This is a genomic window from Pseudomonas sp. NFIX10 (genome assembly GCF_900111955.1).
GTDB lineage: Bacteria > Pseudomonadota > Gammaproteobacteria > Pseudomonadales > Pseudomonadaceae > Aquipseudomonas > Aquipseudomonas fluorescens_AA.
Genome location: NZ_FOKH01000018.1, coordinates 103,674 through 129,139, shown reverse-complemented (window position 1 = coordinate 129,139; position 25,466 = coordinate 103,674). Strand labels below are relative to the sequence as shown.

The 25,466-nt window shown below is 60.7% G+C and carries 21 protein-coding genes and 4 tRNA genes; 9 read left to right on the top strand and 16 right to left on the bottom strand.

From position 1 onward, the window contains the following. From BM321_RS17690 to BM321_RS17665, 6 genes are all read right to left on the bottom strand, one after another. Positions 1-1,531: DUF6531 domain-containing protein (locus BM321_RS17690; protein ID WP_256575011.1), on the bottom strand; the 1,531-nt coding region annotated here is incomplete at its 3' end. A 186-nt stretch (positions 1,532-1,717) separates the two neighbouring features. Continuing rightward, positions 1,718-2,119, bottom strand: a complete 402-nt coding sequence (locus tag BM321_RS17685; protein ID WP_092443687.1) for an SEL1-like repeat protein — start codon at positions 2,117-2,119, stop codon at positions 1,718-1,720. Then, the gene (locus BM321_RS17680; RefSeq protein ID WP_003179080.1) at positions 2,120-2,491 is read right to left on the bottom strand and encodes a hypothetical protein; all 372 of its coding nucleotides are present in this window, start codon (positions 2,489-2,491) and stop codon (positions 2,120-2,122) included. It abuts the gene before it with no gap. Next, positions 2,488-2,829, bottom strand: a complete 342-nt coding sequence (locus BM321_RS17675) for a helix-turn-helix domain-containing protein (RefSeq protein ID WP_053124879.1) — start codon at positions 2,827-2,829, stop codon at positions 2,488-2,490. The genes BM321_RS17680 and BM321_RS17675 overlap by 4 nt, the downstream gene beginning before the upstream one ends. A gap of 102 nt (positions 2,830-2,931) precedes the next feature. Continuing rightward, entirely contained in the window at positions 2,932-3,387 is a 456-nt protein-coding gene (locus BM321_RS17670; protein ID WP_092443685.1) for a YkvA family protein, read from the bottom strand. 293 nt (positions 3,388-3,680) lie between these two features. Beyond that, entirely contained in the window at positions 3,681-4,394 is a 714-nt protein-coding gene (locus tag BM321_RS17665; protein WP_003204577.1) for a BamJ family beta-barrel-assembly machinery protein, read from the bottom strand. 269 nt (positions 4,395-4,663) lie between these two features. Here BM321_RS17665 and BM321_RS17660 point away from each other — a divergent pair, with 269 nt between their 5' ends. The 3 genes from BM321_RS17660 (at position 4,664) to BM321_RS17650 (ending at position 9,684) form a co-directional block, all read left to right on the top strand. Continuing rightward, complete coding sequence (locus BM321_RS17660; protein WP_092443683.1) at positions 4,664-6,469, top strand: di-heme-cytochrome C peroxidase; 1,806 nt, start codon at positions 4,664-4,666, stop codon at positions 6,467-6,469. Between the two features lie 31 nt (positions 6,470-6,500). Next, on the top strand, positions 6,501-7,637 hold the full coding sequence (locus tag BM321_RS17655) for a catalase family protein (protein WP_092443680.1): 1,137 nt from the start codon (positions 6,501-6,503) through the stop codon (positions 7,635-7,637). Between the two features lie 424 nt (positions 7,638-8,061). Further along, on the top strand, positions 8,062-9,684 hold the full coding sequence (locus tag BM321_RS17650; protein WP_092443678.1) for a methyl-accepting chemotaxis protein: 1,623 nt from the start codon (positions 8,062-8,064) through the stop codon (positions 9,682-9,684). A gap of 171 nt (positions 9,685-9,855) precedes the next feature. On the opposite strand, the gene BM321_RS17645 is transcribed toward BM321_RS17650, so the two are convergent. The 4 genes from BM321_RS17645 to BM321_RS17630 all read right to left on the bottom strand — a co-directional run bounded on the left by BM321_RS17645 (position 9,856) and on the right by BM321_RS17630 (position 10,372). Continuing rightward, a tRNA-Asp gene (locus BM321_RS17645) sits at positions 9,856-9,932 on the bottom strand. Positions 9,933-9,949: 17 nt separating this feature from the next. Then, positions 9,950-10,025, bottom strand: a tRNA-Val gene (locus BM321_RS17640). A gap of 175 nt (positions 10,026-10,200) precedes the next feature. Then, positions 10,201-10,277 (bottom strand) — tRNA-Asp (locus tag BM321_RS17635). A gap of 19 nt (positions 10,278-10,296) precedes the next feature. Continuing rightward, a tRNA-Val gene (locus BM321_RS17630) sits at positions 10,297-10,372 on the bottom strand. A gap of 160 nt (positions 10,373-10,532) precedes the next feature. Here BM321_RS17630 and rdgC point away from each other — a divergent pair. From rdgC to sugE, 3 genes are all read left to right on the top strand, one after another. After that, on the top strand, positions 10,533-11,453 hold the full coding sequence (rdgC, locus tag BM321_RS17625) for a recombination-associated protein RdgC (protein WP_092204091.1): 921 nt from the start codon (positions 10,533-10,535) through the stop codon (positions 11,451-11,453). A 57-nt stretch (positions 11,454-11,510) separates the two neighbouring features. Beyond that, on the top strand, positions 11,511-12,479 hold the full coding sequence (locus BM321_RS17620) for a bile acid:sodium symporter family protein (RefSeq protein WP_092443676.1): 969 nt from the start codon (positions 11,511-11,513) through the stop codon (positions 12,477-12,479). A 117-nt stretch (positions 12,480-12,596) separates the two neighbouring features. Further along, the gene (gene sugE / locus BM321_RS17615) at positions 12,597-12,911 is read left to right on the top strand and encodes a quaternary ammonium compound efflux SMR transporter SugE (protein WP_003204587.1); all 315 of its coding nucleotides are present in this window, start codon (positions 12,597-12,599) and stop codon (positions 12,909-12,911) included. 105 nt (positions 12,912-13,016) lie between these two features. Here the strand turns inward: sugE and BM321_RS17610 are convergent, their stop codons facing one another. The 4 genes from BM321_RS17610 to BM321_RS17595 all read right to left on the bottom strand — a co-directional run bounded on the left by BM321_RS17610 (position 13,017) and on the right by BM321_RS17595 (position 17,796). Continuing rightward, complete coding sequence (locus BM321_RS17610; RefSeq protein WP_092443674.1) at positions 13,017-14,891, bottom strand: MFS transporter; 1,875 nt, start codon at positions 14,889-14,891, stop codon at positions 13,017-13,019. Between the two features lie 81 nt (positions 14,892-14,972). Next, entirely contained in the window at positions 14,973-16,121 is a 1,149-nt protein-coding gene (locus BM321_RS17605; protein ID WP_092443672.1) for a TDT family transporter, read from the bottom strand. Positions 16,122-16,224: 103 nt separating this feature from the next. Further along, complete coding sequence (locus BM321_RS17600; RefSeq protein ID WP_092330404.1) at positions 16,225-16,536, bottom strand: cupin domain-containing protein; 312 nt, start codon at positions 16,534-16,536, stop codon at positions 16,225-16,227. A gap of 69 nt (positions 16,537-16,605) precedes the next feature. After that, positions 16,606-17,796, bottom strand: a complete 1,191-nt coding sequence (locus tag BM321_RS17595; protein ID WP_092443670.1) for an MFS transporter — start codon at positions 17,794-17,796, stop codon at positions 16,606-16,608. Positions 17,797-17,899: 103 nt separating this feature from the next. On the opposite strand from BM321_RS17595, the gene BM321_RS17590 reads away from it, so the two are divergent. Together BM321_RS17590 and BM321_RS17585 are read left to right on the top strand one after the other, a co-directional pair. Continuing rightward, positions 17,900-18,439 (top strand): TetR/AcrR family transcriptional regulator, encoded by a 540-nt coding sequence (locus tag BM321_RS17590; RefSeq protein WP_092443668.1) that lies wholly within the window; start codon positions 17,900-17,902, stop codon positions 18,437-18,439. 238 nt (positions 18,440-18,677) lie between these two features. After that, positions 18,678-22,148 carry a hybrid sensor histidine kinase/response regulator gene (locus BM321_RS17585; protein WP_092443666.1) on the top strand — a complete coding sequence of 1,157 codons (3,471 nt, stop codon included), beginning with the start codon at positions 18,678-18,680 and terminating at the stop codon, positions 22,146-22,148. 164 nt (positions 22,149-22,312) lie between these two features. On the opposite strand, the gene rmuC is transcribed toward BM321_RS17585, so the two are convergent. Further along, positions 22,313-23,701: a DNA recombination protein RmuC gene (gene rmuC, locus BM321_RS17580; protein ID WP_175534947.1), complete on the bottom strand. Its 1,389-nt coding sequence runs from the start codon at positions 23,699-23,701 to the stop codon at positions 22,313-22,315. Positions 23,702-23,889: 188 nt separating this feature from the next. Next, positions 23,890-24,213 (bottom strand): SEL1-like repeat protein, encoded by a 324-nt coding sequence (locus tag BM321_RS17575; RefSeq protein WP_092330416.1) that lies wholly within the window; start codon positions 24,211-24,213, stop codon positions 23,890-23,892. Between the two features lie 953 nt (positions 24,214-25,166). Here BM321_RS17575 and BM321_RS17565 point away from each other — a divergent pair. Continuing rightward, complete coding sequence (locus tag BM321_RS17565; protein WP_003204606.1) at positions 25,167-25,391, top strand: hypothetical protein; 225 nt, start codon at positions 25,167-25,169, stop codon at positions 25,389-25,391. The last annotated feature ends 75 nt before the right edge of the window (positions 25,392-25,466 follow it).

The window sequence follows — 25,466 nt, the reverse complement described above, 5'->3', positions numbered from 1 at the left end:
CAGACTGGGCGATGATCAGTTCGTCCGGCTCGGCCCCCAGGTAGATCGCCGCCCGGGCCAGGCTGTTGTGGATCGCCGGACGCTGGGTGGTAGGCAGTGGAAAGATCGTGCGGCGGTTTTCCTGGTCGACCCAGGTGACCTGCGCGTCCTTGAGTTCCAGGCGATGGGCCAGGGCATGGCTCCAGCCGCGCCCGAGGCCGACGTCCAGGGCGACGGCGCTGGTGCGGTACAAACGGGTGAAGACGAACGGCAAGCGCCCGTCGAGGGTGCCGTCGTCCAGGGTCAGCAGTTCTTCGCCGGTGACCATCGACACCGGGCAGCCGCTGGTTTGGGTCTGGGCCGCGGTGTCGACGCTGTCGCCGTTGGGGTTTTTCGATTGGGCCGGGGCGTCGTCGTGGGGTTCGTGTTTTTTCAGCGTGGTGTTGCGCTGCGCATCCCAGCGCAGTTGCAGCCGGCCTTTTTTTATTCCCGCCGCGATGCCGCGTGCCGCCACGGTTTTGTAACGGTCCACGTAACTCAAGAAACCGCTGACTACCGAGAAAATCGCCTCGATGAACCGCTGCATGGCGTTCAGCAGGGTTGCGCCGTGCCTGGCCAAGCGCATCGACAGGTAGGCGATCCCGGCCCCCGCCCCGGCAAAGGTCAAGACCACGCCGATCAGCAAGTCGATCACGCACTGCACCACCACGGTCGAGAGTGCTTCGGCCGTTTCGCCGGCGACTTCGCTGGGCGGCAGCATCTCCAGCCAGAGGCTGGCGGTGCGCACCAACAGGCACAGCGCCGCTTCGTCGCTGGCCAGCAGTTGCAGCTTGGCCATCAGCTGCGGCGTTTTTTCGGCCAGGTCCTCCAACTGCTTGGCGCTTTCGCCCAACCGCCCTGCAAACCGACCAGGATCCTTGAGGATGTCCGACAGCAGGCCGATGCTGTCCCACACACCCTCGATCGCCGCCCAACTGCCGGCGAGCAACCCGTTCCCCACCGCAGCCGCCGAGGTCGCCAAGGACTGCCGGGCCCATCGCGGCTTGAAGCCTTGCCACTCACCCCGTAGCCAGTCCGTCAGATCCCGAGTCAAGCCATCGTAGGAAGAAAACAGCTTCTCGATCTGCCCGGGAGACACCTCGCCCTGGACATGGATCCGATAGGACTTGCCCGCCTCCCCCTCGAAAGTCCCGAGCCCCTGGGTGTCCAGGGTCACCGGCGTGACCTTGCCGCTGTTCACCTCCACCACATCCACCACGATGTCGCCCAGCGGGATGTCGTACACCGACTCGAACTTGCTCTCGATCGTCATCACCCCACCCAAGGGGCACTGGACGACCGTGGAGAGGAAATCATCGTCACCGCTGCTGACAACGGTGGTGCTGTCACCGAAGCGGATCAGCCGCTCCATGCCCATCAGCGAGGGCAAGTCGGCCGCGTGGCTGGCCCGGTCCGCCGCCCGGCTGTACCAGCCCTCAAGTTGCTCGCGGTAGACCGCCAGGGTGTCTTCGAAGCTGTCGAGTTCCTGCTCGATACGGCTCACCTGCTCCATCAGGACAGGGCTCGCTCAAGGGCCGGCAGGAAAAAACGGTCGAACATGGGCAGCGTCTCGCAGCACTCAGGGAGCGCGAGACTGTGCCGGGGATGACGGGGGAATTAAGTCAGGGGAACGGGACAAAGGATGTAGGGCGATTCGCTAAATCCGCCCGACTGCGTCACGAATAGCCTGTGGATAACACTAGCGGTCGCGAGCTTCGAGTGCCTCGAGCTTGATCTCGGCCAACGGATGCCCGGCTTTCGCCGCCAGGGTCCACCAACGTGCCGCTTCGACCGGGTCCGGCGCCTTGCTGGTGGTACCGGCCAGGCTGATCACGCCGACCTGGTAGGCCGCCTTGCCATCACCGGCCAGAGCCGCCAGCCGCAGCAGGCGAACGCCTTCTTCACGGGCGCCCAGCCCTTGGCCGCGAAACGTGAGGATGTGCCCATAGAAACTTTGCGCACCGACGTCGCCCAGGTTCGCCATACGCGAGAACTGGCCCTCGAGCCAGGCCCAGCCACGCGCCTGGCGGACGAACCAGGACCAGTGAAACAACCGGCGCGCCAGCCAATAACCAACCCGCGCCTTGAGTCGCCAGAGCACTCAGGCCTCCGCCGACTCGGGGTATTCGTATTCAAACACCCGGACCACTTCCGAAGCGTGCCAGGAGGCGGCGGCCACCCCATCGGAAGGCCCGGAAAAACGGCCCAGGCGCTCAACGCATTCGAAGAACCCCGTGCGCGGCAACCGGCTCGCGCCTTGGCTGATCACCAGGGAACTGCGCAGCGGCTGTTCCGCCCGGGCGTCCAGCGCCGCCAAGTGTTCAAGGGCCGCGGTCAAGGTCTGCATGGCCGGGCTGGGGAGCTGCAAGCGCTCCAGCAAGGCGCGGTAAGTCAATAAATGGCGCTGGCGACGCGCCTGGTCCAATTCACCCAACAACCCATCCCAATGCTGCCGACTGATGCGTACGCTCACGATTCTTCCCTCCAACCCGGCACCGTCAACTCCCAGGCCAGACTGCGCCGAATCGCGGCATCGGGCTGTCGCTCGCCGCTCTCGATCAAGGCCAGATAAGACGGGCTGATACCTACCGTGCGGGCCAGCGCCTCGATGGCGATGCCCTTCCCTTCGCGCAAACTGCGTAACTGATCCAGGCCAGGGAGAACCTGGCCGGGTGCCGCCGCGTGACGGACTGTCGCTTCGCGCGGCGGAGCTTGATCGATGCCTGCTGCCTTCAACAACGCTTGGTACTGATCCCACGGCAAAACCGCGTATTCGGGCTCTCCATCACGTGTGATTATTTGAATATCCATGTTTACCCCGTAGGACAACAACACTTAGCGAGTCAGCCTTTTTCCTTGGAAGTGTAATCCTAAATGCTGGCTAAGGTCGCGGGGTGATGAATTCTCTGGAGATCAGGGCTTTTTCTGCCCTTGGAGCTGGAGTTGTTCGGGGGTATCGGGAAGCCTTACGACTTGAGCCAGTTTCTCGGGAGACTGCCGATAACGCCAGGCGCGGAATGCCTCGAGTTCGACGTCGAGGGTTTTCATGACCCATGCCAGCACTGCGATATCGTCGAACATGCCAAACATCGGCAAGATATCTGGAATCGCGTCCAGGGGACTGAGGAAATACATGAGCCCCGCCACCACCGACAGCATCGACTTGGCGCTGACCGCGCGGTATTCGCCCCGCCAGTAAGCCAGGCACAAGGCCTGCAACAGGCGCAGGTCCTCCTTGAGCTTGCCCAGCCGTCCGCCCTCCCGGGCACCTTTGCTGGCGACGGCAAAGAGCAACGTCGGTAATCGACCGCGGGCCAGCAGGCGGCCTGCCAAGGGCAGAAATCGCGCAAAATTCCACGGGGCCTTCATTTTTTCTCCCACTGAAATGTTATCCACACAAATTGTGGATAACCTTGTGAACAGAGCTGCATTTCACCGCTGAAGCCCCCGTTTCATAAGGCCCCGGCTTAGATCGGGCGTTTTTTACTCACATAAAAAAACCCAATATTTCATTGACTTGACCGGCTGACTGCGTCTAGCACAGCGCCTGTATTGCCTATGACTGTAGCCTGTCCCGTGCGTTCGGTTTTTTTGCCATTTGCCGAAGCCCAGATGCGACAACGCCCCGCATGAGCGAGGCGTTGTCGTTATAACAGACGCGATTACTTGGCTGCGTCTTCTTTTGCCGGATCCTTGATCGCCAGCAGTTCCAGGTCGAACACCAGGACCGAGTTGGCCGGGATCGCCGGGCTCGGGCTCTGGGCGCCGTAGGCCAGGTCGCTCGGGATGTACAGCTTGTACTTCTCACCGACGTGCATCAGTTGCAAGCCTTCGACCCAACCCGGGATCACGCCGCTGACCGGCAGGTCAATCGGGCTGCCACGCTCGACGGAGCTGTCGAACACGGTGCCGTTGGTCAGCTTGCCGGTGTAGTGAACGGTCACTACGTCGGTCGGCTTAGGCTGTGGGCCATCGGCTTTCTTGACCACTTCGTACTGCAGGCCGGAAGCGGTGGTGGTTACACCGGCTTTCTTGCCGTTTTCCTCGAGGAATTTCTTGCCAGCGGCTGCCGACTCTTCGCTCATCTTGGCCATGCGCTCTTCGGCACGCTTTTGCAGCGCGGCAAAGGCTTCGACCAGTTCTTCGTCTTTCAGCTTCTGTTCTTTCTTGCCGACGGCATCTTCGATGCCCTGGGCGACCGCTTTGGAGTCCAGGTCATCCATGCCTTCCTGAGCCAGGCTCTTGCCCATGTTCAGGCCAATACCGTAGGAAGCTTTCTGCGCCGGGGTTTTCAGCTCTACGCTGGTCTGCGAGTCGCAACCCGCGAGTACCAGGCCTACCAGGGCCACCGCCGCCGCCAACCGATGCTGTTTCATGCTATTTCCTTGTTCATGCGCCTAAAGGGCAATCGAATAAAGCCGCGAGCTTATCAGGCGGCCACGACCAATGGCTACCGGCATGTGAGCCGTAAAGTGATGATAAGTTCAGGACCGCAAACGCTTTTTAACCTTGGGCAAATGAAGCATCTGTCATCCGTTACGTACAGGGACACATTGCCGCTCCCCCACAGGCCAAGGGTAATGGCCACTTGCCCGCCGCGCAGCACTGAGGCATAAGGGCTTATCAAAAAAACAAGGACGTTACCGTGCGCCTTCTCTCTCGCATTCTCTTGCTCCTCCTCGCGCTGCTGATCCTGGCCGTGGCCGTGGTGCTTTATTACGTCGCCAATCCCCGCTTGCCGTTCTACACGCCCGTCGAACAGGTGCACTATCTGGATCAATGGAGCGCCGCCGAGCGCCAGACGTATTACTTCACGCCCCAGGGCACCCAGGTCAAAGGCCTGCGCTACGACTGGTTCACCGCCCTCGAATTGCCGTTCTCGCAACAGCGCTTCGCTTCGCCGGAGTACCTGGCGCGCTTCGGCTTCCTGATCGACCCGGCGCAGAAAGCCTCGCCTGAAAACCCCGGCAACTTGCCAGTAGGGTTCGCCCGACACCAGAACCCGGGCAGCACCGAGCAGTTCCTGGATATCACCTGCGCGGCGTGTCATACCGGCGAATTGCACTTCAAAGGCCAGGCGATACGGATCGATGGTGGCTCGGCCCAACACGTGCTGCCTTCTAGTGTTCCTACGCTACGTGGTGGCAGTTTCGGACAGGCATTGGTCGCCAGTCTGGCGTCTACCTACTACAACCCTTGGAAATTCGAACGCTTCGCCCGCCAGGTACTGGGCAAGGACTACGACGCCCGCCACGAAGCGCTGCGCAAGGCCTTCAAGACTTCCCTGGACACGTTCCTGCGAGTGGCCTGGAACGATACCCATCGCGGCCTCTACCCCACCGAAGAAGGCCCCGGGCGTACCGATGCTTTCGGTCGCATCGCCAATGCCAGCTTCGGCGACGCCATTTCGGCGGAAAACTACCGGGTCGCCAACGCTCCAGTGGATTACCCACAGTTGTGGGAAATATGGACCTTCGACTGGGTGCAATGGAACGGATCGGCCCAGCAACCGATGGCTCGCAACGTTGGTGAAGCGCTGGGGGTAGGCGCCACACTGAGTTTCTTCGATGCCCAGGGTAAACCGCTGCAGGGCGATGCTCGATATCCCTCCAGCGTACGCGTACGCGACCTGAACAAGATCGAAGAGACCCTGCAACTGCTCAAGCCGCCCGTGTGGCCGGAAGCATTGCTGGGCGCGATCGATAAACCGCTGGCCGCCAAGGGCCGGGCCCTGTTCACCGAAAACTGCGCCGGCTGCCATGTGCCCAAAGTGGTCCAGGGCCCTGACAGGCCGGTGCAGCAATTGCACATGCTGCCTGTGCAGGTGATCGGCACCGACCCCGGCACCGCCAATAACATCGCCGACCATCGCTTCGACCTGACCAGCCTGCAATGGGATCCGGCCGAGCTGGCGAAGCTGGACGTGCAACTGCACCCGACCCCGACGGAGCCGCTGGACCTGAGCCAGCTTTCGGTCGCCAAAGGCCTGGCCTACGTCACCGCCTTCGTCGAAAACCGCGCCTACCGCGACGCCGGTGTCACTCCCGTCGAACGCCCGGCCCTGGACGGTTTTGGCCTGCCCATTGGCGTGCGTGAACTGCGCGCCTACAAGGCCCGGCCACTGGCGGGTGTCTGGGCCACGCCACCGTTCCTGCACAATGGCTCGGTGCCAACGATCTACCAACTGTTGTCGCCCCAGGCCGAGCGGGCGAGCACATTCTATAAAGGCACCTTCGAATACGACCCTCGCCACCTGGGCTATCGCACCGAAGCCTTCACCAACGGTTTTCTCTTCGACACCCGGATTACCGGCAATCACAACAGCGGCCATGAGTTCCGCGCGGGCGAACGCGGTAACGGCGTCATTGGCCGCTTGCTGCAACCGCAGGAGCGCTGGGCCTTGCTGGAGTATTTAAAAGTGCTGGGCGGGCCACTGGAGTCACAACTGTAATGATGAACCTCACCGGTAAAAGGATGTTGGCATGTTGATCACTCTCTGGCTGCGCCTCGGCGCCTTTTTGGGCAAGACGCTCCTGTGGCTGCTGGGTATCGGGTTGCTCGGCTGGGCCCTGTCCACGGCCTGGTTTGCCTGGCAGCACAAGGGACCGGTCCCGGACAAGGAACAGATCGCACCCGGCGAAGCCGCCATGACCCAGGACATCATCCAGACCGCGATCCGCATCGTCGATCAGCACCGCGAAGGCACGCGTTACCTGCGCGACGCCCATGCCAAGGCCCACGGTTGCGTCATGGCCGAGCTCCAGGTGCCGAGCGACCTGCCGGCGCCGTTGCGCCAAGGGGTGTTTGCCGAAGTGGGCAAGACTTGGCAGGCCACGATCCGCCTGTCCAACGGCAACGCTTATCCGCAATTCGACAGCCTGCGCGATGCACGGGGGATGGCGATCAAGCTGCTGAACGTACCGGGCAAGCAACTGCTTGCTGACCGGCAATCACAGGGCGAGCAGGATTTCGTGATGTTCAATCATCCGAACTTCTTTGTCAGTGATGTCGCCGAATACCGTCAGAATGTGGCCGCTCAGGCTGACGGGAAGAAGGCGATGGCGTTCTTTCCGAGCCTGGACCCGCGCACCTGGCAGATTCGTCATCTGTTCATTGCCTTGGCGACCCTGTCACCGCCGCCAGCCAGCCCGACCCAGACGACTTATTTCTCGGTATCGCCTTACAAATTTGGCGAAGCCAATGCCAAGTTTCGCGTCGCGCCGGACCCGGACAACTGCCCAAGCTATACCCTGCCTCCCCAGAACCAGGACCTGCCGAACTTCCTGCGTAGCGCATTGAATCAGCAGTTATCCACAGACCGCGTGCCGGCGTGTTTCGTCCTGCAGATCCAACGGCAGGATCCGAGCAAGTACATGCCGATCGAAGACACCAGTATTGAATGGCAGGAAAGTGATGCACCGTTCGAGACCGTGGCGCGCATCAAGGTGCCAGCCCAGGATTTCGACACGCCCAAGCTGAACCTGGCCTGTGACAACCAGTCGTTCAACCCGTGGTTCGGCATCGAGGCCCATCGCCCCATCGGCGGCATCAACCGCTTGCGCAAAGCGGTGTATGAGGCGGTCAGCGATTATCGTCATAGCCGTAATGCTGAGCAGTAGACGGTAGAGCGGCAGTCGTGTGTATGTCCGTTGCTGCGGTAACGGATACACACCACTCTAAAAAACAGAGATCAAAAAACGCCCTGGCGTGTGCAGATGTGGCTCGCAACCATAAAAGCCCACCACGCTCGAAGTATGCGCGTCAAAAACCATACAAAAAATGTACAGCTTTCTCGAAGCGTGCCGATATAGAAAACAGCGTGTGCAAGCGCCGCGACACGCATCACTGAAGCAACCGAACAAGATGCCGGATGATTACCGGTGGTACGAAAAAAAAGATATTTAAATATCGCAGTACCTTCAGACCATTTTAAAAATCAAAAACATAATGGTCGATAGTCATGTACGACGCGCCTTTCCGATGCTCGACAAATAGCCCCCCCATATACATGCCAAGGACAGGCGCGCTTCAGGAAGCCAATCCATGTTCAATAAACTGAGTATCTCGCAAAAACTGTATTTGAGTTTCACGGCAGTCGTTGTATTGATCGGTATGCTGGTGGCGAGTGCCTATAAAGGCTTCGAAACAGTGGAAGATGCGACAACCAGTAACGTTCATACCTATCAAGTCATCAGCGGAGCTCAGTCAGCGCTCGAACAGTTGATCAATATCGAAACCGGTATGCGTGGTTTCGTCATCTCTTCAAAAGATGCGTTTCTGGATCCATTGGTTGCCGGCGAAAAGCGCTTTTCAGAGCAACTGGATTTGCTGAAACGCTTGACAGCGGATAATCCGGCGCAGCAGCAACGACTGGCTTCCTTGGGTGACACGCAAAAGCGCTGGCTCGCTGAAGATGTCGATCCCATCATCGCCCTGCGCAGAAGTCTGACGGCGCGCAGCCTGCCCGACGACGAACTGGACACTCGCATCACCTCCGGCGCAGACAAGGCCAAGATGGACAGTATGCGGAGCACGCTGGCCGAAATCATCGCTACCGAGGCCTCACTGCTGGCGAAAAGAACCCAGGAAATGGTCGACGCCAAGCAACTCGCCCTCACGATCCTGATCCTGGGCGGAGCATCGGCGGCCGTGCTGTCGTTGTTCCTGGCGACGATGCTGGGGCGCAGCACCACCAGACGCCTGCAACTGGCGATTGATGCAGCCACTGCGATTGCCAACGGCAAACTGGATACAGTGATCGACACCAGCAGCCATGATGAGCTACCCAAAGCCTTCGACCGCATGCAGAAGCGACTGCGCGAAATGATCCACCAGATCAGCCTGGCCGCTAATCAATTGATGGTCTCTGTGCAACAAATTTCCGGAGCGTCGGAACAGCTATCCGGCGCGATTCAGGAACAGTCGACATCGGCGTCGATGATGGCCGCCACGATCGAGGAATTGACCGTCAGTATCCATCACGTCTCCGAAAACGCTGATGAGGCCCACCAGCTCGCCAGTCGTTCGGGCCAGCAATCAAAAGACGGGGCGCGGGTCATCGAAAATACGCTGTCCAGCATGAACGACATTGCCAGGACCGTGCAGCACTCCTCTACCCAAGTCGCAGGGCTGGGCCAGCACTCCGAACAGATTTCTTCAATCATCAACGTGATTCAAGGCATTGCCGATCAGACCAATCTGCTGGCACTCAACGCCGCCATCGAGGCTGCCCGGGCCGGCGAGCAAGGTCGCGGATTCGCCGTAGTGGCCGATGAAGTACGCCTGCTTGCGCAGAACACGGGCAAGTCGACACAAGAGATCGCGGTCATGATCGAGAAAATCCAGACAGGCGTGCGCGACACCGTCGAAAGCATGCGCGGTGGTGTTCTGGAAGTGAATCAGGGTGTGGAAACGGCGGGGACCGCGGGTGAAGCGATCATCGAAATCCGTGACAGCTCAGACAAGGTACTGCACGTGGTCAATCAAATCTCGTTTGCCTTGCGTGAGCAAACCGCAGCCAGCCAGGACGTCGCCCGCAGTGTCGAGCGCTCGGCGCAAATGGCGGAAGTGAACAACGTTTCAGTCCAGGAGTTGCTCAAGACCAGCGGCGGGTTGAAAAACCTCGCCACCAGCCTTCAGCAGGAGGTGAGTAAGTTTCAGTTGTGATCATGGGAGGGCATGTTGAGTGAGCCCTCTCTTCCACCTGGCTCTTGTCGATACGCAGCAGCCGCGCCGAGCCAGGAAAGCCGAAGCTCGCCTTCAGAAACGAAAATAGCGGCTCAAGGCCGCTATTTCCGTGGTTTCCAGGCGTTCAGTGGGCCTTGGTGGAAGCAAATATGGCGCAGCGGACGGGACTCGAACCCGCGACCCCCGGCGTGACAGGCCGGTATTCTAACCGACTGAACTACCGCTGCGCGTAACATTGAAAGCTTGGTGGGTGATGACGGGATCGAACCGCCGACATTCTGCTTGTAAGGCAGACGCTCTCCCAGCTGAGCTAATCACCCTTCACTTTCGATGCGGGGCGCATTCTCTCACAGTTTTTCGTAACGTGCTGATTTAATTGGTAAAACTAGCAAAAAACATGAGCAACACACACTGCGGAAACTGCAAACAGCAAAAAGCCCGCGTTAGCGGGCTTTCCGTGGTGACCTGGCGTTCAGTGTTCCAGGTAACCGAATATGGCGCAGCGGACGGGACTCGAACCCGCGACCCCCGGCGTGACAGGCCGGTATTCTAACCGACTGAACTACCGCTGCGCGTAACACGTTGAACGAATGGTGGGTGATGACGGGATCGAACCGCCGACATTCTGCTTGTAAGGCAGACGCTCTCCCAGCTGAGCTAATCACCCTTCGCTTTCGGTGTGGCGCGCATTCTACGGAGCACTCTTTAAGCTGGCAAGCACTTTTTAAATTAATTTTTTCAGGCCTTCCAAAGGCTTAGCGAAGGGTTGGCCTATGGCGCCGCGAAGAGAATAATGCCCCCCTTTGTATAAAGGAGAGACTCACCCCATGTGGTTCAAAAACCTGCTTATCTATCGCCTGACCCAAGATCTGCCTTTTGATGCCGAGGCGTTGGAAACTGCACTGGCCAGCAAACTGGCGCGTCCATGTGCAAGCCAGGAGTTGACCACTTACGGTTTCGTCGCGCCGTTTGGCAAAGGCGAAGACGCGCCATTGGTGCATGTCAGCCAGGACTTCCTGCTGATCGCCGCGCGCAAGGAAGAACGCATCCTGCCGGGCAGCGTCGTGCGCGATGCCCTGAAGGAAAAGGTCGAAGAGATCGAAGCCGAGCAAATGCGCAAGGTCTATAAAAAGGAACGCGACCAGCTCAAGGATGAAATCATCCAGGCGTTCCTGCCCCGTGCCTTCATCCGTCGCTCGTCCACCTTCGCCGCCATCGCGCCGAAACAGGGCCTGATCCTGGTGAACTCGGCTAGCCCGAAACGTGCCGAAGACCTGCTGTCCACCCTGCGCGAAGTCATCGGCTCACTGCCGGTACGCCCACTGACGGTCAAGATGGCCCCGACCGCCACCATGACCGACTGGGTCAAGACCCAGAAAGCCGCGGACGATTTCTTCGTGCTGGATGAATGCGAGCTGCGCGACACTCACGAAGACGGCGGCATCGTGCGCTGCAAGCGCCAGGACCTGACCAGCGACGAAATTCAGCTGCACCTGAACACCGGCAAGGTGGTGACACAATTGTCGCTGGCCTGGCAGGACAAGCTGTCCTTCGTGCTCGACGACAAGATGGTGGTCAAGCGCCTGAAGTTCGAAGACCTGCTGCAGGACCAGGCGGAGCAGGACGGTGGCGACGAAGCCCTCGGCCAGCTGGACGCCAGCTTCACGCTGATGATGTTGACGTTCGGCGAGTTCCTGCCGGCGCTGGTTGAAGCGTTGGGTGGGGAAGAGATGCCGCAGGGGATCTAAACCCGGCGGATAGCTCCCACATGGGTATTGGATGTTCTTAATAATAAGGATCAGGTCATGCGCGCACTGGCTGCATTGAGCCGCTTTGTCGGCAATACCTTCGCTTACTGGGTACTGATTTTCGCCGTCGTGGCGTTTTTACAGCCGGCCTGGTTCATCGGTCTGAAAAGCGCCATCGTGCCGCTGCTCGGGCTGGTGATGTTCGGCATGGGCCTGACCCTCAAGCTCGAAGACTTCGCCGAAGTCGCACGCCATCCCTGGCGCGTGGCCCTGGGCGTGGTCGCTCATTTCGTGATCATGCCCGGCGTGGCGTGGTTGCTCTGCCAAGTTTTCTATCTGCCACCGGAAATTGCCGTCGGCGTGATTCTGGTGGGCTGCTGCCCAAGCGGCACCTCATCGAATGTCATGACCTGGCTGGCCCGCGGCGACCTGGCACTGTCGGTGGCCATCGCCGCCGTCACCACCTTGCTCGCGCCGCTGCTGACCCCGGCGTTGATCTGGTTGCTGGCCTCGGCCTGGCTGCCGGTGTCATTCATGGAGCTGTTCTGGTCGATCCTGCAAGTGGTGCTGTTGCCGATCGTGTTGGGCGTGCTGGCACAGCGGTTGCTGGGGGACAAGGTGCGCCATGCGGTGGAGGTGTTGCCGTTGGTGTCGGTGGTGAGCATCGTCATCATCGTCACCGCCGTCGTCGCCGCCAGCCAGGCAAAAATTGCCGAATCAGGCCTGTTGATCATGGCCGTGGTGATGCTGCACAACAGCTTCGGTTTTTTGCTGGGTTACTTCACCGGGCATCTGTTCAAGCTGCCGCTGGCCCAGCGCAAATCCCTGGCACTGGAAGTGGGCATGCAAAACTCCGGCTTAGGCGCTGCCCTGGCCAGCGCGCATTTCTCGCCGCTGGCGGCGGTCCCCAGCGCGCTGTTCAGCGTCTGGCACAATATTTCCGGGGCTTTGCTCTCGACGTACTTCCGGCGCATGAGCGAAAAGCAGGACCGAGAAACTCTGGCCGCCCGGCAAACCGCTGACTAAGGCAGACTTGATCGAGTGGTCAATCATTGGCACTCTCTCCATCCAGGGCGGGGACGACCCCGCCGCTCGATTGAGTCTTGAATCCGGGGACGACCCCATCCATCGATGAGGTGTTTGATGTCCTGGATCATTCTGTTTTTTGCCGGCCTGTTCGAAGTCGGCTGGGCTGTCGGCCTGAAGTACACCGACGGTTTCAGCCGCCCTCTCCCCACTGCACTGACCATCGCCGCCATGGCGATCAGCCTCGGCCTGCTCGGCCTTGCCATGAAGGAACTGCCGCTGGGTACCGCCTATGCGATCTGGACCGGGGTCGGTGCCGTGGGCACGGTGATCGCCGGGATCATTTTGTTTGGTGAGTCGATGGCGCTGGTTCGCCTGGCCAGCGTGGCGTTGATCGTTGCGGGGTTGATCGGGCTCAAGGTCAGCGCCTGATTGACCTGTGGGAGCGAGCTTGCTCGCGATAGCGGTCTGCCTGTGACCTCAATGCCAGCAGACAGATTGCAATCGCGAGCAAGCTCGCTCCCACAGTTTTTCGTCCTAACGGACAGTGCCGCGCAGGTCTCCCACCAACGCCTGCAAACTCGAAGGCGTTGCCGCCTCTACCGCGACCGCCGAACCCGCCACCAGCGTCACCCGCGACCAGAACCGGCGAAATAGCCCCTTGGCCGGGTCGCGGCTGAAGAAACTGCCCCACAGCCCCTGCAGCGCCAGGGGAATCACCGGCACCGGGGTTTCCTGGAGGATGCGTGTCAGTCCGCTTTTGAACTCATTGATCTCACCGTCAGCGGTCAGCTTCCCTTCCGGGAAGATGCACACCAGCTCACCGTCCTTGAGGTACTGCGCGATCCGGCTGAAGGCCTTTTCGTAGATCTGAATGTCTTCCTGGCGTCCGGCGATCGGGATGGTCCCAGCGGTGCGGAAGATGAAATTCAGTACCGGCAGGTTGTAGATCTTGTAGTACATCACGAAGCGAATCGGCCGACGCACCGCACCACCGATCAGCAAGGCATCGACGAACGATACGTGGTTGCAGACCAGCAACGCCGCCCCTTCATCGGGAATCGCCTCCAGGTTGCGATGCTCCACGCGGTACATGGAATGGCTCAGCAGCCAGATCATGAAACGCATGCTGAACTCGGGGACGATCTTGAAGATGTAGGCGTTGACGCCGATGTTGAGCAGCGACACCACCAGGAACAAATGCGGGATCGACAGCTTGGCCAGGCTCAGCAAGACGATGGAGACAATCGCCGAGACCACCATGAACAACGCGTTGAGAATATTGTTGGCGGCAATCACCCGCGCCCGCTCGTTCTCCACCGTGCGCGACTGGATCAGCGCGTACAGCGGCACGATATAGAAGCCACCGAACACACCCAGGCCGAGGATGTCGATCAACACCAGCCAGGCGTGACCGAAACCGAGCACTTCAAGCCAACCGTGCCCCTCGACGCTGTCGGGAATTCCACCGGAATGCCACCACAGCAACAGCCCGAACACCGTCAGCCCGAACGAGCCGAACGGCACCAGGCCGATCTCGACTTTGCGTCCGGACAGCTTTTCACAGAGCATCGAACCCAACGCGATCCCCACCGAGAACACCGTCAGGATCAAGGTCACCACGGTTTCGTCGCCGTGCATCCACTCCTTGGCGTAGGCCGGGATCTGCGTCAGGTAGATCGCCCCGACGAACCAGAACCAGGAGTTGCCGACAATCGAACGGGACACCGCCGGGGTTTGCCCCAAGCCCAGCTTCAGGGTGGCCCAGGATTGGCTGAAGATGTTCCAGTTCAGGCGCATTTGCGGCGAGGCCGCCGCCGCGCGTGGAATGCCGCGACTGGCCAGGTAACCGAGCACGGCCACGCCGATGATCGCGGTGGACACCACCGGGGCGTAATGCGCCGAGGACATCATGATCCCGGCGCCAATGGTGCCGGCCAGGATCGCCAGGAAAGTCCCCATCTCCACCAGGCCGTTGCCACCGACCAACTCTTCCTCATGCAAGGCCTGGGGCAGGATCGAATACTTCACCGGACCGAACAGCGCCGAATGCGTGCCCATGGCGAACAGCGCCAGCAGCATCAACCACAAATGATCGAACATGAAGCCCACGGCGCCGACCGCCATGATGACGATTTCGCCGAGCTTGATCAGACGAATCAGCGCGTCCTTGGCGAACTTTTCCCCAAACTGCCCCGCCAGCGCCGAGAACAGAAAGAACGGCAGGATAAACAGCAGCGCGCAGAGGTTGACCCAGATCGAGCGGTCCCCCTCGATGGTCAGTTTGTAGAGAATGGCAAGAATCAGCGACTGCTTGAAAATGTTGTCGTTGAACGCGCCAAGGGACTGCGTGATGAAGAACGGCAGGAAACGCCGCGTGCGAAGCAAGGTGAACTGCGAAGGGTGACTCATCTTCCATGTTCCTGAGTGGCGTGGACGCTTATTGGAATGAACGTTTTTCGATCCAGGCCACACATTACCTGTCTTTAACGATTATTTCGCCAGCCCCGCAATGCACGGCGACACAAACAACTCACCGTGCCAGGCACCCAGCAACGTACGCCGCCCAACGATCAGCCACATCACCGCCAGCATCGTCACCAGCACACTGCCGAAAGCGCTGAAGAATTCCAGTTTCAGCAGGTCCGCCAGCTTCAGCGTGGTCAGCGCAAAAACGCCCAATGGGAAGGTAAAGCCCCACCAGCCAAGGTTGAAGGGGATGCCGCCGCGTAGATAGCGGGCGGTGATCAGCAACGCCATCAACATCCACCAGAACCCAAAACCCCATAACGTGACACCGGCCACCAGCCCCAATCCGGCGGCGATCTCGCCCACGCCAGGCAGGCCATTAGAGGCAAAAATCAGTGGGGCATCATTGCCCAGCAACAACATGCCCAGGGCACCGGTGCCAATCGGGCCGAGGGCTAGCCAGCTCGAGGCCGCCATGCTTTCGTGAGGCAGTTTGTGCAGGGCCATGCGCAACAGCAAGATTGTCAGGATGCTGAACGCCACCGGCAGGGAAAAGGCCCAGAGTACGTAGCTGGTGACCAGCATGATCATTTGCGAATGAACGTCCGCCAGATGCGGTGCCAATAGCCCACCACTGGCGGCTGCGACTTCCGCGGCCACTACCGGCAACAGCCACACGGCAGTCATCTGGTCGATGCGGTGTTCCTGGCGGGTGAACATCAGAAATGGAATCAACACGCCGCAAGCCACGGACATCGCCACGTCGACCCACCACAGCGCTTCGGCCAACGGCACCACGCCCTCGCCCCAGCGCGGCAGACCAAACAGCAAAAGGCCGTTGATGAGGGTCGCCAGCCCCATGGGAATGGTGCCGAAAAACATCGAGACCGTTGAATGGCCGAAAATCCGTCGTGCTTCGTCAAAGAACAACACCCAACGGGCCGTGTACATCAAGGCGAACACCACGAACAACAGCGTAGTGAACACCCACAACCCTTCGCCCAGAGCGTGCAGGCCTGGCATAGCTGCCGGCCATTGCGCCAAGGCCAGCGCCAGCACACCGGTACCCATGACCACGGCAAACCAGTTAGGCGTGAATTGACGAATGGCCTCCAGCGGCCTGGGCAAATGGCTCAAGGGGCGCAAGCGGTTTTTTGCAGCACGGCATGTCATGACGAACTCCTGTCCTCGGATGAGGTGGAGCCATGCTAGAGCCGGATCGAATATCTATATAACGGGTAATTTCTCTATCTGTTATCTACTTTGCAGATAACAGTCAGACACTGCCCTCAGTCTCGATCACCAGAACTCTCGCCTCGCCCAACGGTTTGGCCACATGCTCGGTGCCCACCGAGGCGTAGAAAATATCCCCGGCGTCCAGCAAGGTCGCCTTTTCGACACCGTCTTCCCGATAGCACATCTGCACTTGCCCATCGAGCACCACGAAAACTTCCTGGCCGTCATTGATGTGCCATTTATAAGGCTGATCGGTCCAGTGCAGGCGCGTGGTGATGCCGTTCATGTTGGCGATATCCAGCGCCGCCCAGGCACGGTCACCGGTGAAGGATTTACTGCGGATGATTTTCAAGAGATCCGTCCGGAAGAAGACTGAGGTGCCAAGACTAACCCACTGCCTGCGGCACCTGCATGCCTGGTTTCAAGGCCGAACGCCATCGCTGAGCGGTTTGATCGACTGCCGCAACCCCAACAACGCGGCGACGCACAACACAATCAACACGGCGCCATACCCATCCGTCGTCGGGATCAAGCCGAACACCCGCGTCAGGTTCCCCGCCAGCAGCGACGGCAGGCTGAAGGCCAGGTAACTGAGGACATAGAACGCCGACATCAAGCCGGCCCGTTCGTGGGGCAACGCCAGCGGCATGATGCTGCGCAGCGCCCCTAGGAACCCGGCACCGAAACCGCCACCGGTGACCAGCGTGCCGACGAAGAACAACGGCAAGCTGGCGCCATGCACCGCCACCAGCACCAATGCCAGGCCGATCACCAACAGGCTCGCGGAGGGGCGCAACATGGTGTCGGCCTCCTGGTTGCGCAACAGGTAGATGGCTGATGCGCCGCTGAGGGTCAACACCGCCACCAGCGCGCCACCGATCAGATTGGAGGTCGATCCGGTGGCCGCCCGCACCAGCGACGGTGCCAGTGACAGGTAGAAACCGCCCACGGCCCAGGCCGCCAGATCCAGTGGCAGGACCCGCCACAAGGCTCGCCGCGCCTGGAGTGGCACGTGCAAGGTCGGACGCAAGGACTGCCAGGCACCCGCTTGCGGGCTGACGCTTTCTTTCAGGCGCCAGAGGTAAACGGCCTGGGCCAGGAACAACCCCAGCAGCAGCCAGTAGGTCAGTTGCAACGGCAACGGTGCGAACTCGGCCAGCAGGCCACAGCCCAGCGCCCCGCACGCCATGCCCAACAGCGGCGCAACGCTGGTGATCAACGGGCCTTGGCGACGGTCGAAGTCCAGTAAAGCAGCACCCAATACACTGGTGGCCATGCCGGTGGCGAACCCCTGGATCAACCGGGCACTGATCAACCAGGCGACGCTGTCGGCGCTGATGAACAGCAGCATCGCCAATATGTTGAGCAACAACGCCACAAAAATCACCGGTTTGCGCCCCAGGTAATCCGACAGCGACCCCACGGTCAGCAAGGCCGCCAGCAGACTGAAGGCGTACACGCCGAAAATCAGCGTCAGAACGGCCGGGGAAAACTGTAATTGTTCCTGATAGAGGTGATACAACGGCGTCGGCGCGCTGGACGCGGCGAGAAAACCGAGCAAAGCAAGCGCCAGGAAAATCAGGCTGGCGCGGGTCGAAGCTGGACGGGACATGGGCACGCTCCACAAGAACATTCGCAAAAGCTAATTTTTTGCTTTTGCGGAGTGTGCTACCGGTGTGCGCTTAAAGCAAATTCTTTGTGTTAAGGTCTGACACATGGCTATTAAAGAAGGTTTACGCCCCGGCGGCCGAAGCGCCCGGGTCCAGGAATCGATTCATTCGGCGGTCCGCGCCCTGCTGCAAGAGCAGGACCGTGCCACACTGACCGTGCCGCAAATCGCTGCGCGCGCCGGGGTCACGCCGTCCACTATCTACCGGCGCTGGGGCGATCTGCCGGCGCTGCTGGCCGACGTCGCCATCGCCCGCATGCGCCCCGACGGCGAACCGGCCGACACCGGCAGCTTGCGCGGCGACCTGCGCGCCTGGGCCGAGCAGTACTTGGACGAAATGAGTTCCGAGCCCGGTCGTAACATGATGCGCGACATCCAGGCCTGCGCCACGCCGGGGTATTGCGTAGGGATCATCAGTCGTCAGTTGCAAATCATCCTGGACCGTTATCCCGATGAACCCAACCCGGGCGTCGAACGGCTGATCAATGTGGTGGTGGCGCCGACGGTTTTTCGCATTCTCTTTGCTACTGCGCCGCTGGAGGCTGAGGAGTTGTATCGGTTGGTGGATATTGCGTTGGGTCAGTAACACCGTCATCGCGAGCAAGCTCGCTCCCACACTGAGTATTAGGCGAACATAAATTTCGTGTTCACAGCAGATCAAATGTGGGAGCGAGCTTGCTCGCGATGAGGCCCACCCAGACACCTCATTCCTCACCTGCGACACCCCACCACGCCTCGACCTTGGTCGACACTGACGAACCCGAGCGGGCATGCGAGACTGTCCTGCCGGGCTCAAGTCCCGGTGTCTTTGTTGGGGAGTTTCCATGTCGTTGTCCAGCGGGCTGATCGCCGTTGTCGCCCTGGCCTATATGGCCATCATGTTCGCCATCGCCTTCTACGGCGACCGGCGCAGCACACCGCTGCCGCCACGGGTGCGGGCCTGGGTCTATAGCCTGTCGCTGGCGGTGTACTGCACCAGCTGGACGTTCTTTGGCGCCGTGGGCCAGGCCGCCGAACAGCTCTGGTCATTCCTGCCGATCTACCTCGGGCCGATCCTGCTGCTGGTACTGGCGCCGTGGGTCCTGCAGAAAATGGTGATGATCAGCAAACAGGAGAACATCACCTCCATTGCCGACTTCATCGCCGCCCGCTACGGCAAGTCCCAATCCCTGGCGGTGGTGGTCGCACTGATCTGCCTGGTGGGCGTGCTGCCGTACATTGCCTTGCAGCTCAAGGGCATCGTGCTCGGGGTGAACCTGCTGATCGGCGCTGGTGCCGACGCCATGGGCACCCGCGCCCAGGACACCGCGCTGATCGTCTCGCTGATCCTGGCGCTGTTCACGATCGTGTTCGGTACCCGCAACCTGGACGCCACCGAACACCACCGTGGCATGGTGCTGGCGATTGCCTTCGAATCCCTGGTCAAGCTGTTCGCCTTCCTTGCGGTTGGCGCCTTCGTGACCTTCGGCCTGTACGACGGTTTCGACGACCTGTTCAATCAAGCGATGCTCGCCCCGCGCCTGGAGCAATACTGGAAAGAAACCATCAATTGGCCGTCCATGGTGGTGCAGACCGGGGTGGCGATGATGGCGATCATCTGCTTGCCGCGGCAGTTCCACGTGACCGTGGTGGAAAACATCGAGCCCCAGGACCTGCGCCTGGCCAAATGGGTATTCCCCGCCTACCTGGCCCTGGCCGCGCTGTTCGTGGTGCCCATCGCCCTCGCCGGGCAAATGATGCTGCCCAGTTCCGTGCTGCCGGACTCGTTCGTCATCAGCCTGCCGCTGGCCCAGGCTCATCCGGCCCTGGCGGTACTGGCGTTCATCGGCGGCGCCTCGGCGGCCACTGGCATGGTGATCGTGGCCAGCGTGGCGCTGTCGACCATGGTCTCCAACGACATGCTGCTGCCCTGGTTGTTGCGTCGCAATAACGCTGAACGGCCTTTCGAGGTGTTCCGCCAGTGGATGTTGTCGGTGCGCCGGGTCAGCATCGTGGTCATCCTGTTGCTGGCCTATGTCAGCTATCGGTTGTTGGGTTCGACGGCGAGCCTGGCGACCATCGGCCAGATCGCCTTCGCCGCCGTGACCCAACTGGCCCCGGCCATGCTCGGCGCGCTGTACTGGAAACAGGCCAACCGCCGCGGCGTGTTCGCCGGCCTCGCCACGGGGATCTTCCTGTGGTTCTACACCCTGGTGTTGCCGATTGCCGCCCACAGCCTGGGCTGGTCGCTCAGCAGTTTCCCGGGGCTGGCCTGGTTGCACGGCAATCCCTTGAACCTGCCGATTACGCCGCTGACCCAAGGGGTGGTCCTGTCCCTGGCCGGCAACTTCACGCTGTTCGCCTGGGTGTCGGTGCTGTCGCGCACACGCGTTTCGGAACACTGGCAGGCCGGGCGCTTCATCGGCCAGGAAATCAGCGCCCGCCCCAACCCCCGCTCGATGCTGGCGGTGCACATCGAAGACCTGTTGCAACTGGCCGCACGTTTCGTCGGCGAAGAGCGGGCGCGGCAAAGCTTCATTCGCTTCGCCTACCGCCAGGGCAAAGGCTTCAACCCGAACCAGAACGCCGACAGCGAATGGATCGCCCACACCGAACGCCTGCTGGCCGGTGTACTCGGCGCCTCTTCGACACGCGCGGTTGTGAAAGCCGCCATCGAAGGTCGGGAGATGCAGCTCGAAGACGTGGTCCGGATCGCGGACGAAGCGTCGGAAGTGCTGCAGTTCAACCGCGCCCTGTTGCAAGGCGCCATCGAGAACATCAGCCAGGGCATCAGCGTGGTCGACCAGTCCCTCAGGCTGGTGGCGTGGAACCGCCGCTACCTGGAGCTGTTCAAGTACCCGGACGGCTTGATCAGTGTCGGTCGGCCCATTGCCGACATCATCCGCTACAACGCCGAACGTGGCCTCTGCGGGCCGGGCGAAGCGGAAGTCCATGTCGCCAGGCGCCTGCACTGGATGCGCCAGGGCCGAGCCCATACCTCTGAACGGCTGTTCCCCAACGGCCGGGTCATCGAGCTGATCGGCAACCCGATGCCCGGTGGCGGTTTCGTCATGAGTTTCACCGACATCACCGCCTTCCGTGAGGCCGCACAGGCGCTGACCGAAGCCAATGAAGGGCTGGAGCAACGAGTGGCGGAACGCACCCGGGAACTGTCGCAGTTGAACCTGGCCCTGACCGAAGCCAAGAGCACCGCCGAAGCGGCCTATCAATCCAAGACCCGGTTCCTGGCGGCGGTCAGCCACGACCTGATGCAACCGCTCAATGCCGCGCGCCTGTTCTCCGCCGCACTGTCCCACCAGCACGACGGTTTGCCGAGCGAGGCCCGGCAACTGGTGCAACACCTGGACAGTTCACTGCGCTCGGCTGAAGACCTGATCACCGACTTGCTGGATATCTCCCGCCTGGAAAACGGCAAGATCAACCCCGACCGCAAGCCCTTCGCCCTCAACGAGCTGCTCGATACCCTCGGTGCGGAGTTCACGGCGCTGGCCCAGGAACAAGGCTTGAAGTTCCGGGTTCGCGGCTCGAAGTTGCGAGTGGACAGCGACATCAAGCTGCTGCGGCGCATTCTGCAGAACTTCCTGACCAACGCTTTCCGCTACGCCAAGGGCCCGGTGCTGCTGGGCGTACGCCGGCGCAACGGCGAATTGTGCCTGGAAGTCTGGGACCGCGGGCCGGGCATCGCCGAGGACAAGCTGCAAGTCATTTTCGAAGAGTTCAAGCGCCTGGACAGCCACCAGACCCGCGCCGAAAAAGGCCTGGGCCTGGGCCTGGCGATCGCCGACGGCCTATGCCGCGTGCTGGGCCATACCTTGCGCGTACGCTCCTGGCCGGGGCGCGGCAGCGTGTTCAGCGTCAGCGTGCCCTTGGCCCAGACACAGGCCGTCGTACCGGGCCCCGTGGCCGAACCCAACGGTCACTTGCCAAGCGGCGCGCAGGTGCTGTGCGTCGATAACGAAGACAGCATCCTGATCGGCATGAACAGCCTGCTGACGCGCTGGGGTTGCCAGGTGTGGACCGCGCGCAACCGCGAGGAATGCGAGCGTTGGCTGGCCCAGGGCGGCCGACCGCAACTGGCGCTGGTGGATTTTCATCTGGACGACGGCGAGACCGGTACCGAACTGATGGCGTGGTTGCGCAGGCGCATGGGGGAACCGGTACCCGGGGTGGTGATCAGCGCCGATGGCCGCCCCGAGACGGTGGCCATGGTGCATGCGGCGGGCCTGGATTACCTGGCCAAGCCGGTGAAGCCGGCGGCGTTGAGGGCTTTGTTGAGTCGGCACTTGCCGTTGTAATTCGGGCAAATGATGGCCCTGTGCAAGGGCATCTTTGTGGGAGCAAGGCTTGCCCGCGATGATATCCTTGAGACCGTCATCGCGAGCAAGCTTTGCTCCCACAAGATGACTTCTCCACAAGGTGACCTCGTCACAAGTTTCTGCTTCATCCTTGGGGTTGTGTTTCAGCCCTGGATTTTCTCGCTGGCTTCTTCCGGCAACTCAGGCAATCCATCCGCATCCGTCATCGCCCGCTCGAGCAAATCGGCAGGCAAGCTCTTGCTGGCCCGGGCGCCGAGCAGCTTGAGCTGTTCGCTGCGGCTGATCAGGTTGCCGCGCCCCTCTGTCAGTTTGTTGCGCGCCGCACTGTAGGCTTTGTCCAACTGCTGCAAGCGACTGCCGATCTCGTCCAGGTCCTGGATGAACAGGACGAACTTGTCATACAGCCACCCGGCCCGCTCGGCGATTTCCCGGGCGTTCTGACTCTGGCGCTCCTGCTTCCACAAGCTGTCGATCACCCGTAGCGTCGCCAGCAGCGTGGTCGGGCTGACGATCACGATGTTGCGGTCGAAGGCTTCCTGGAACAGGTTCGGCTCGGCTTGCAGGGCGGCGGAAAACGCCGCTTCGATTGGCACGAACAGCAACACGAAATCCAGGCTGTGCAAACCGTCCAGGCGCTTGTAGTCCTTGCCGGCCAAGCCTTTGACATGGGCACGCAACGACACCACATGTTGCTTGAGGGCGAGTTGGCCGATGGCGTCATCTTCAGCGGCCACGTACTGCTGATAGGCCGTGAGGCTGACCTTGGAATCGACCACCACTTGCTTGTCGCCCGGCAGATAAATCAACACGTCCGGCTGGAAGCGCTCGCCGTCCGGGCCCTTGAGGCTGACTTGGGTCTGATACTCGCGGCCCTTCTCCAGGCCGGCATGTTCAAGCACCCGCTCCAGGATCAGTTCGCCCCAGTTACCCTGGGTCTTCTGGCCCTTGAGCGCCCGAGTGAGGTTGGTGGCTTCGTCGCTCAGGCGCAGGTTCAGTTGTTGCAAGCGCTCCAGTTCCTTGCCCAAGGAGAAACGTTCCCGGGCCTCGGCCTGGTAACTTTCTTCAACGCGTTTTTCGAAGGACTGGATGCGTTCCTTCAGCGGATCGAGCAACTGGCCCAGGCGTTGCTGACTGGTTTCGGCGAAACGCTGTTCCCGTTCGTCGAAGATCTTCCCGGCAAGCTCGGCGAACTGCGCCCGCAGCTCGTCTCGCGAGCCTTGCAGGTCATCCAGGCGTTGCTGATGGCTTTCCTGCTGCTCGCGCAGTTCGGCCTGCAACGACGCCGCCTGGGCATCGAGCCGGCGCAGCTCGGCTTCCTTGTTGGCACGCTCGAGGTTCCAGGCGTGGGCCGCATCCCGGGCATTGTCGCGCTCGATCTGCAGCAATTCGACCTCACGGCAGGCCGCGGCAAGCTCGGCCTGCTTGGCGGCGTTGGCCTGGCTCAGATCGCTGATTTCATCGCGGCAGGCATCGAGCTGGGCGTTGAGGCCATCGTGGGCCATGTGGGCCGTGGCCAGGCGCTCCTCCAGCAGGGCCAGCCCGGTCTGCGCGGCGGCGGCTTGGCGTTGCAAGTGCCAGGCCAGTGCCAGCAACGGCACCGCAGCGCCTGCCAGGCCAAACAACAGGCTGGTCAAATCCATAGCCATGACAATTCCTGCCGATCAAATAAAGCCCGAAGGTTAACCAAGCGGCTGGGGGTTGCCCAGCGCAGTCTTCGTTTTCAGCCTTCGATTTCACCGAGGGCCCGGCGGGCACGATCATCGCCGGCCCGGGCGGCCTGGCGCAGCAGGTCGTGGCCGATGCGTCGATCCCGGGCGTTGCCGCATTCTCGGCACATCAACTGCCCGAGGCGACTTTGCGCGGCCACTACGCCTTCACGGGCCGGTTGCTTGAGCAAACGACCAGCCAAGTGCTTGACGCTGGGGCTGTCTCCCAGCCGCGGGCTGTCGAGCAGCCACTCAGCCACCCGCATCGACAAACGCTTGGGTGGGGTAACACCAGAGGGTGTGGAGGTAACAGGATTTGATACTGAGCGAAACTTCATAAAGCACTGTGGGACAGATCGGAAGGCGCGCCACTCTACTCCTTTTTTCGTACGGGTAAAGCCGAAAAAAACCGGCACGCCCGTGCTAGAGCAAGCGCTTGGGACAATCCACAGAAGCTGTGGATAACTCAGTGGACAACCCCCCCTGAACTCGCGCAAAGCCCTGTGGAACGGGGCCTGCGCTCAAACTGACGATTTTTTCACCAGTAAAAAAAAGCGATGTTTTTCATTGACTTAAATTTTGGATACAGGCACCTACCCCGGATTGTTCCGACATGACAGTTCGGTGACAAGTGATGCAGCGAGTGTGCACAAGTAACAACTGAACGAGTTATAAACGTTGCGATTTTTTGGCAAAACGGGCAGTAAAAGCTGGGGATAACCTTTGGTCGTGCATTGCGGCAACGGTGGCGTGGGCGCACTTGCAAGCGTCGGTTGCTGTGCTACGGCAGGCCCCCCTACAGCAATTGAGTGCCCATTTGAATATTTTTTAACCAACACCCTTCCCTTCACGGCTTCGATCCGTTAGTATCCGCAGCGTTAGTACCAAGCTGAAAGTCAATTCCGGGTCGAACACATCTCCAAGGTCAGCCATCCTCCCAAGGACGCCTCACCGAAAAAAGGAGACCGGCCCCCTCGATGGTTTCCAGGTAAAGCTTGCGCCAACACAGCCTTTGATCGAATGCAAAGGGTGTTGTCAGGCTCCTTACTCTGACCGAACCAACCTGCAAAATTGATCAGGATCTTCACCCCGGGCCCAGAACCTTTGCCCTCGATGTGCTGCCTGCCCTCCTAAGTACCTACCTGCCAGCCCAAGCGCGCACTTATATAGCGCTCAAACTGGCTGCTTTGTTCCAGTCGGGTTCTTCGTTCGACCAATGGTGGTCGACGTTACTGGAACGTTTTAACGTTGCACGGTTCTTAACCGTGTCATTTGCAGGAACACCCATAACATGTCCACTCAAATCCACGCACAGGATGCTATCCGCACCCTCACCAACGCTTTTGCACCGATGAACTGCCTGATCATGGCCGCTCGCAAAGGCTGCTTCAGCTTCACGCTGGTCAACGAACACGGCATCGCCCGTCACAGCGAACGCCTGTACCCCGACCAGTACTCCAGCGCCGAACCGCTGCAGGCCGTGATCGAGCGTACTCGCCAGGCACTGGTTGCCTGAGACGCCAGAAAGGCTGAAACCCCAAAGGCCCCGCCCAGAAAGCGGGGCTTTTTATTGCCCGAAATTTCTCGATTA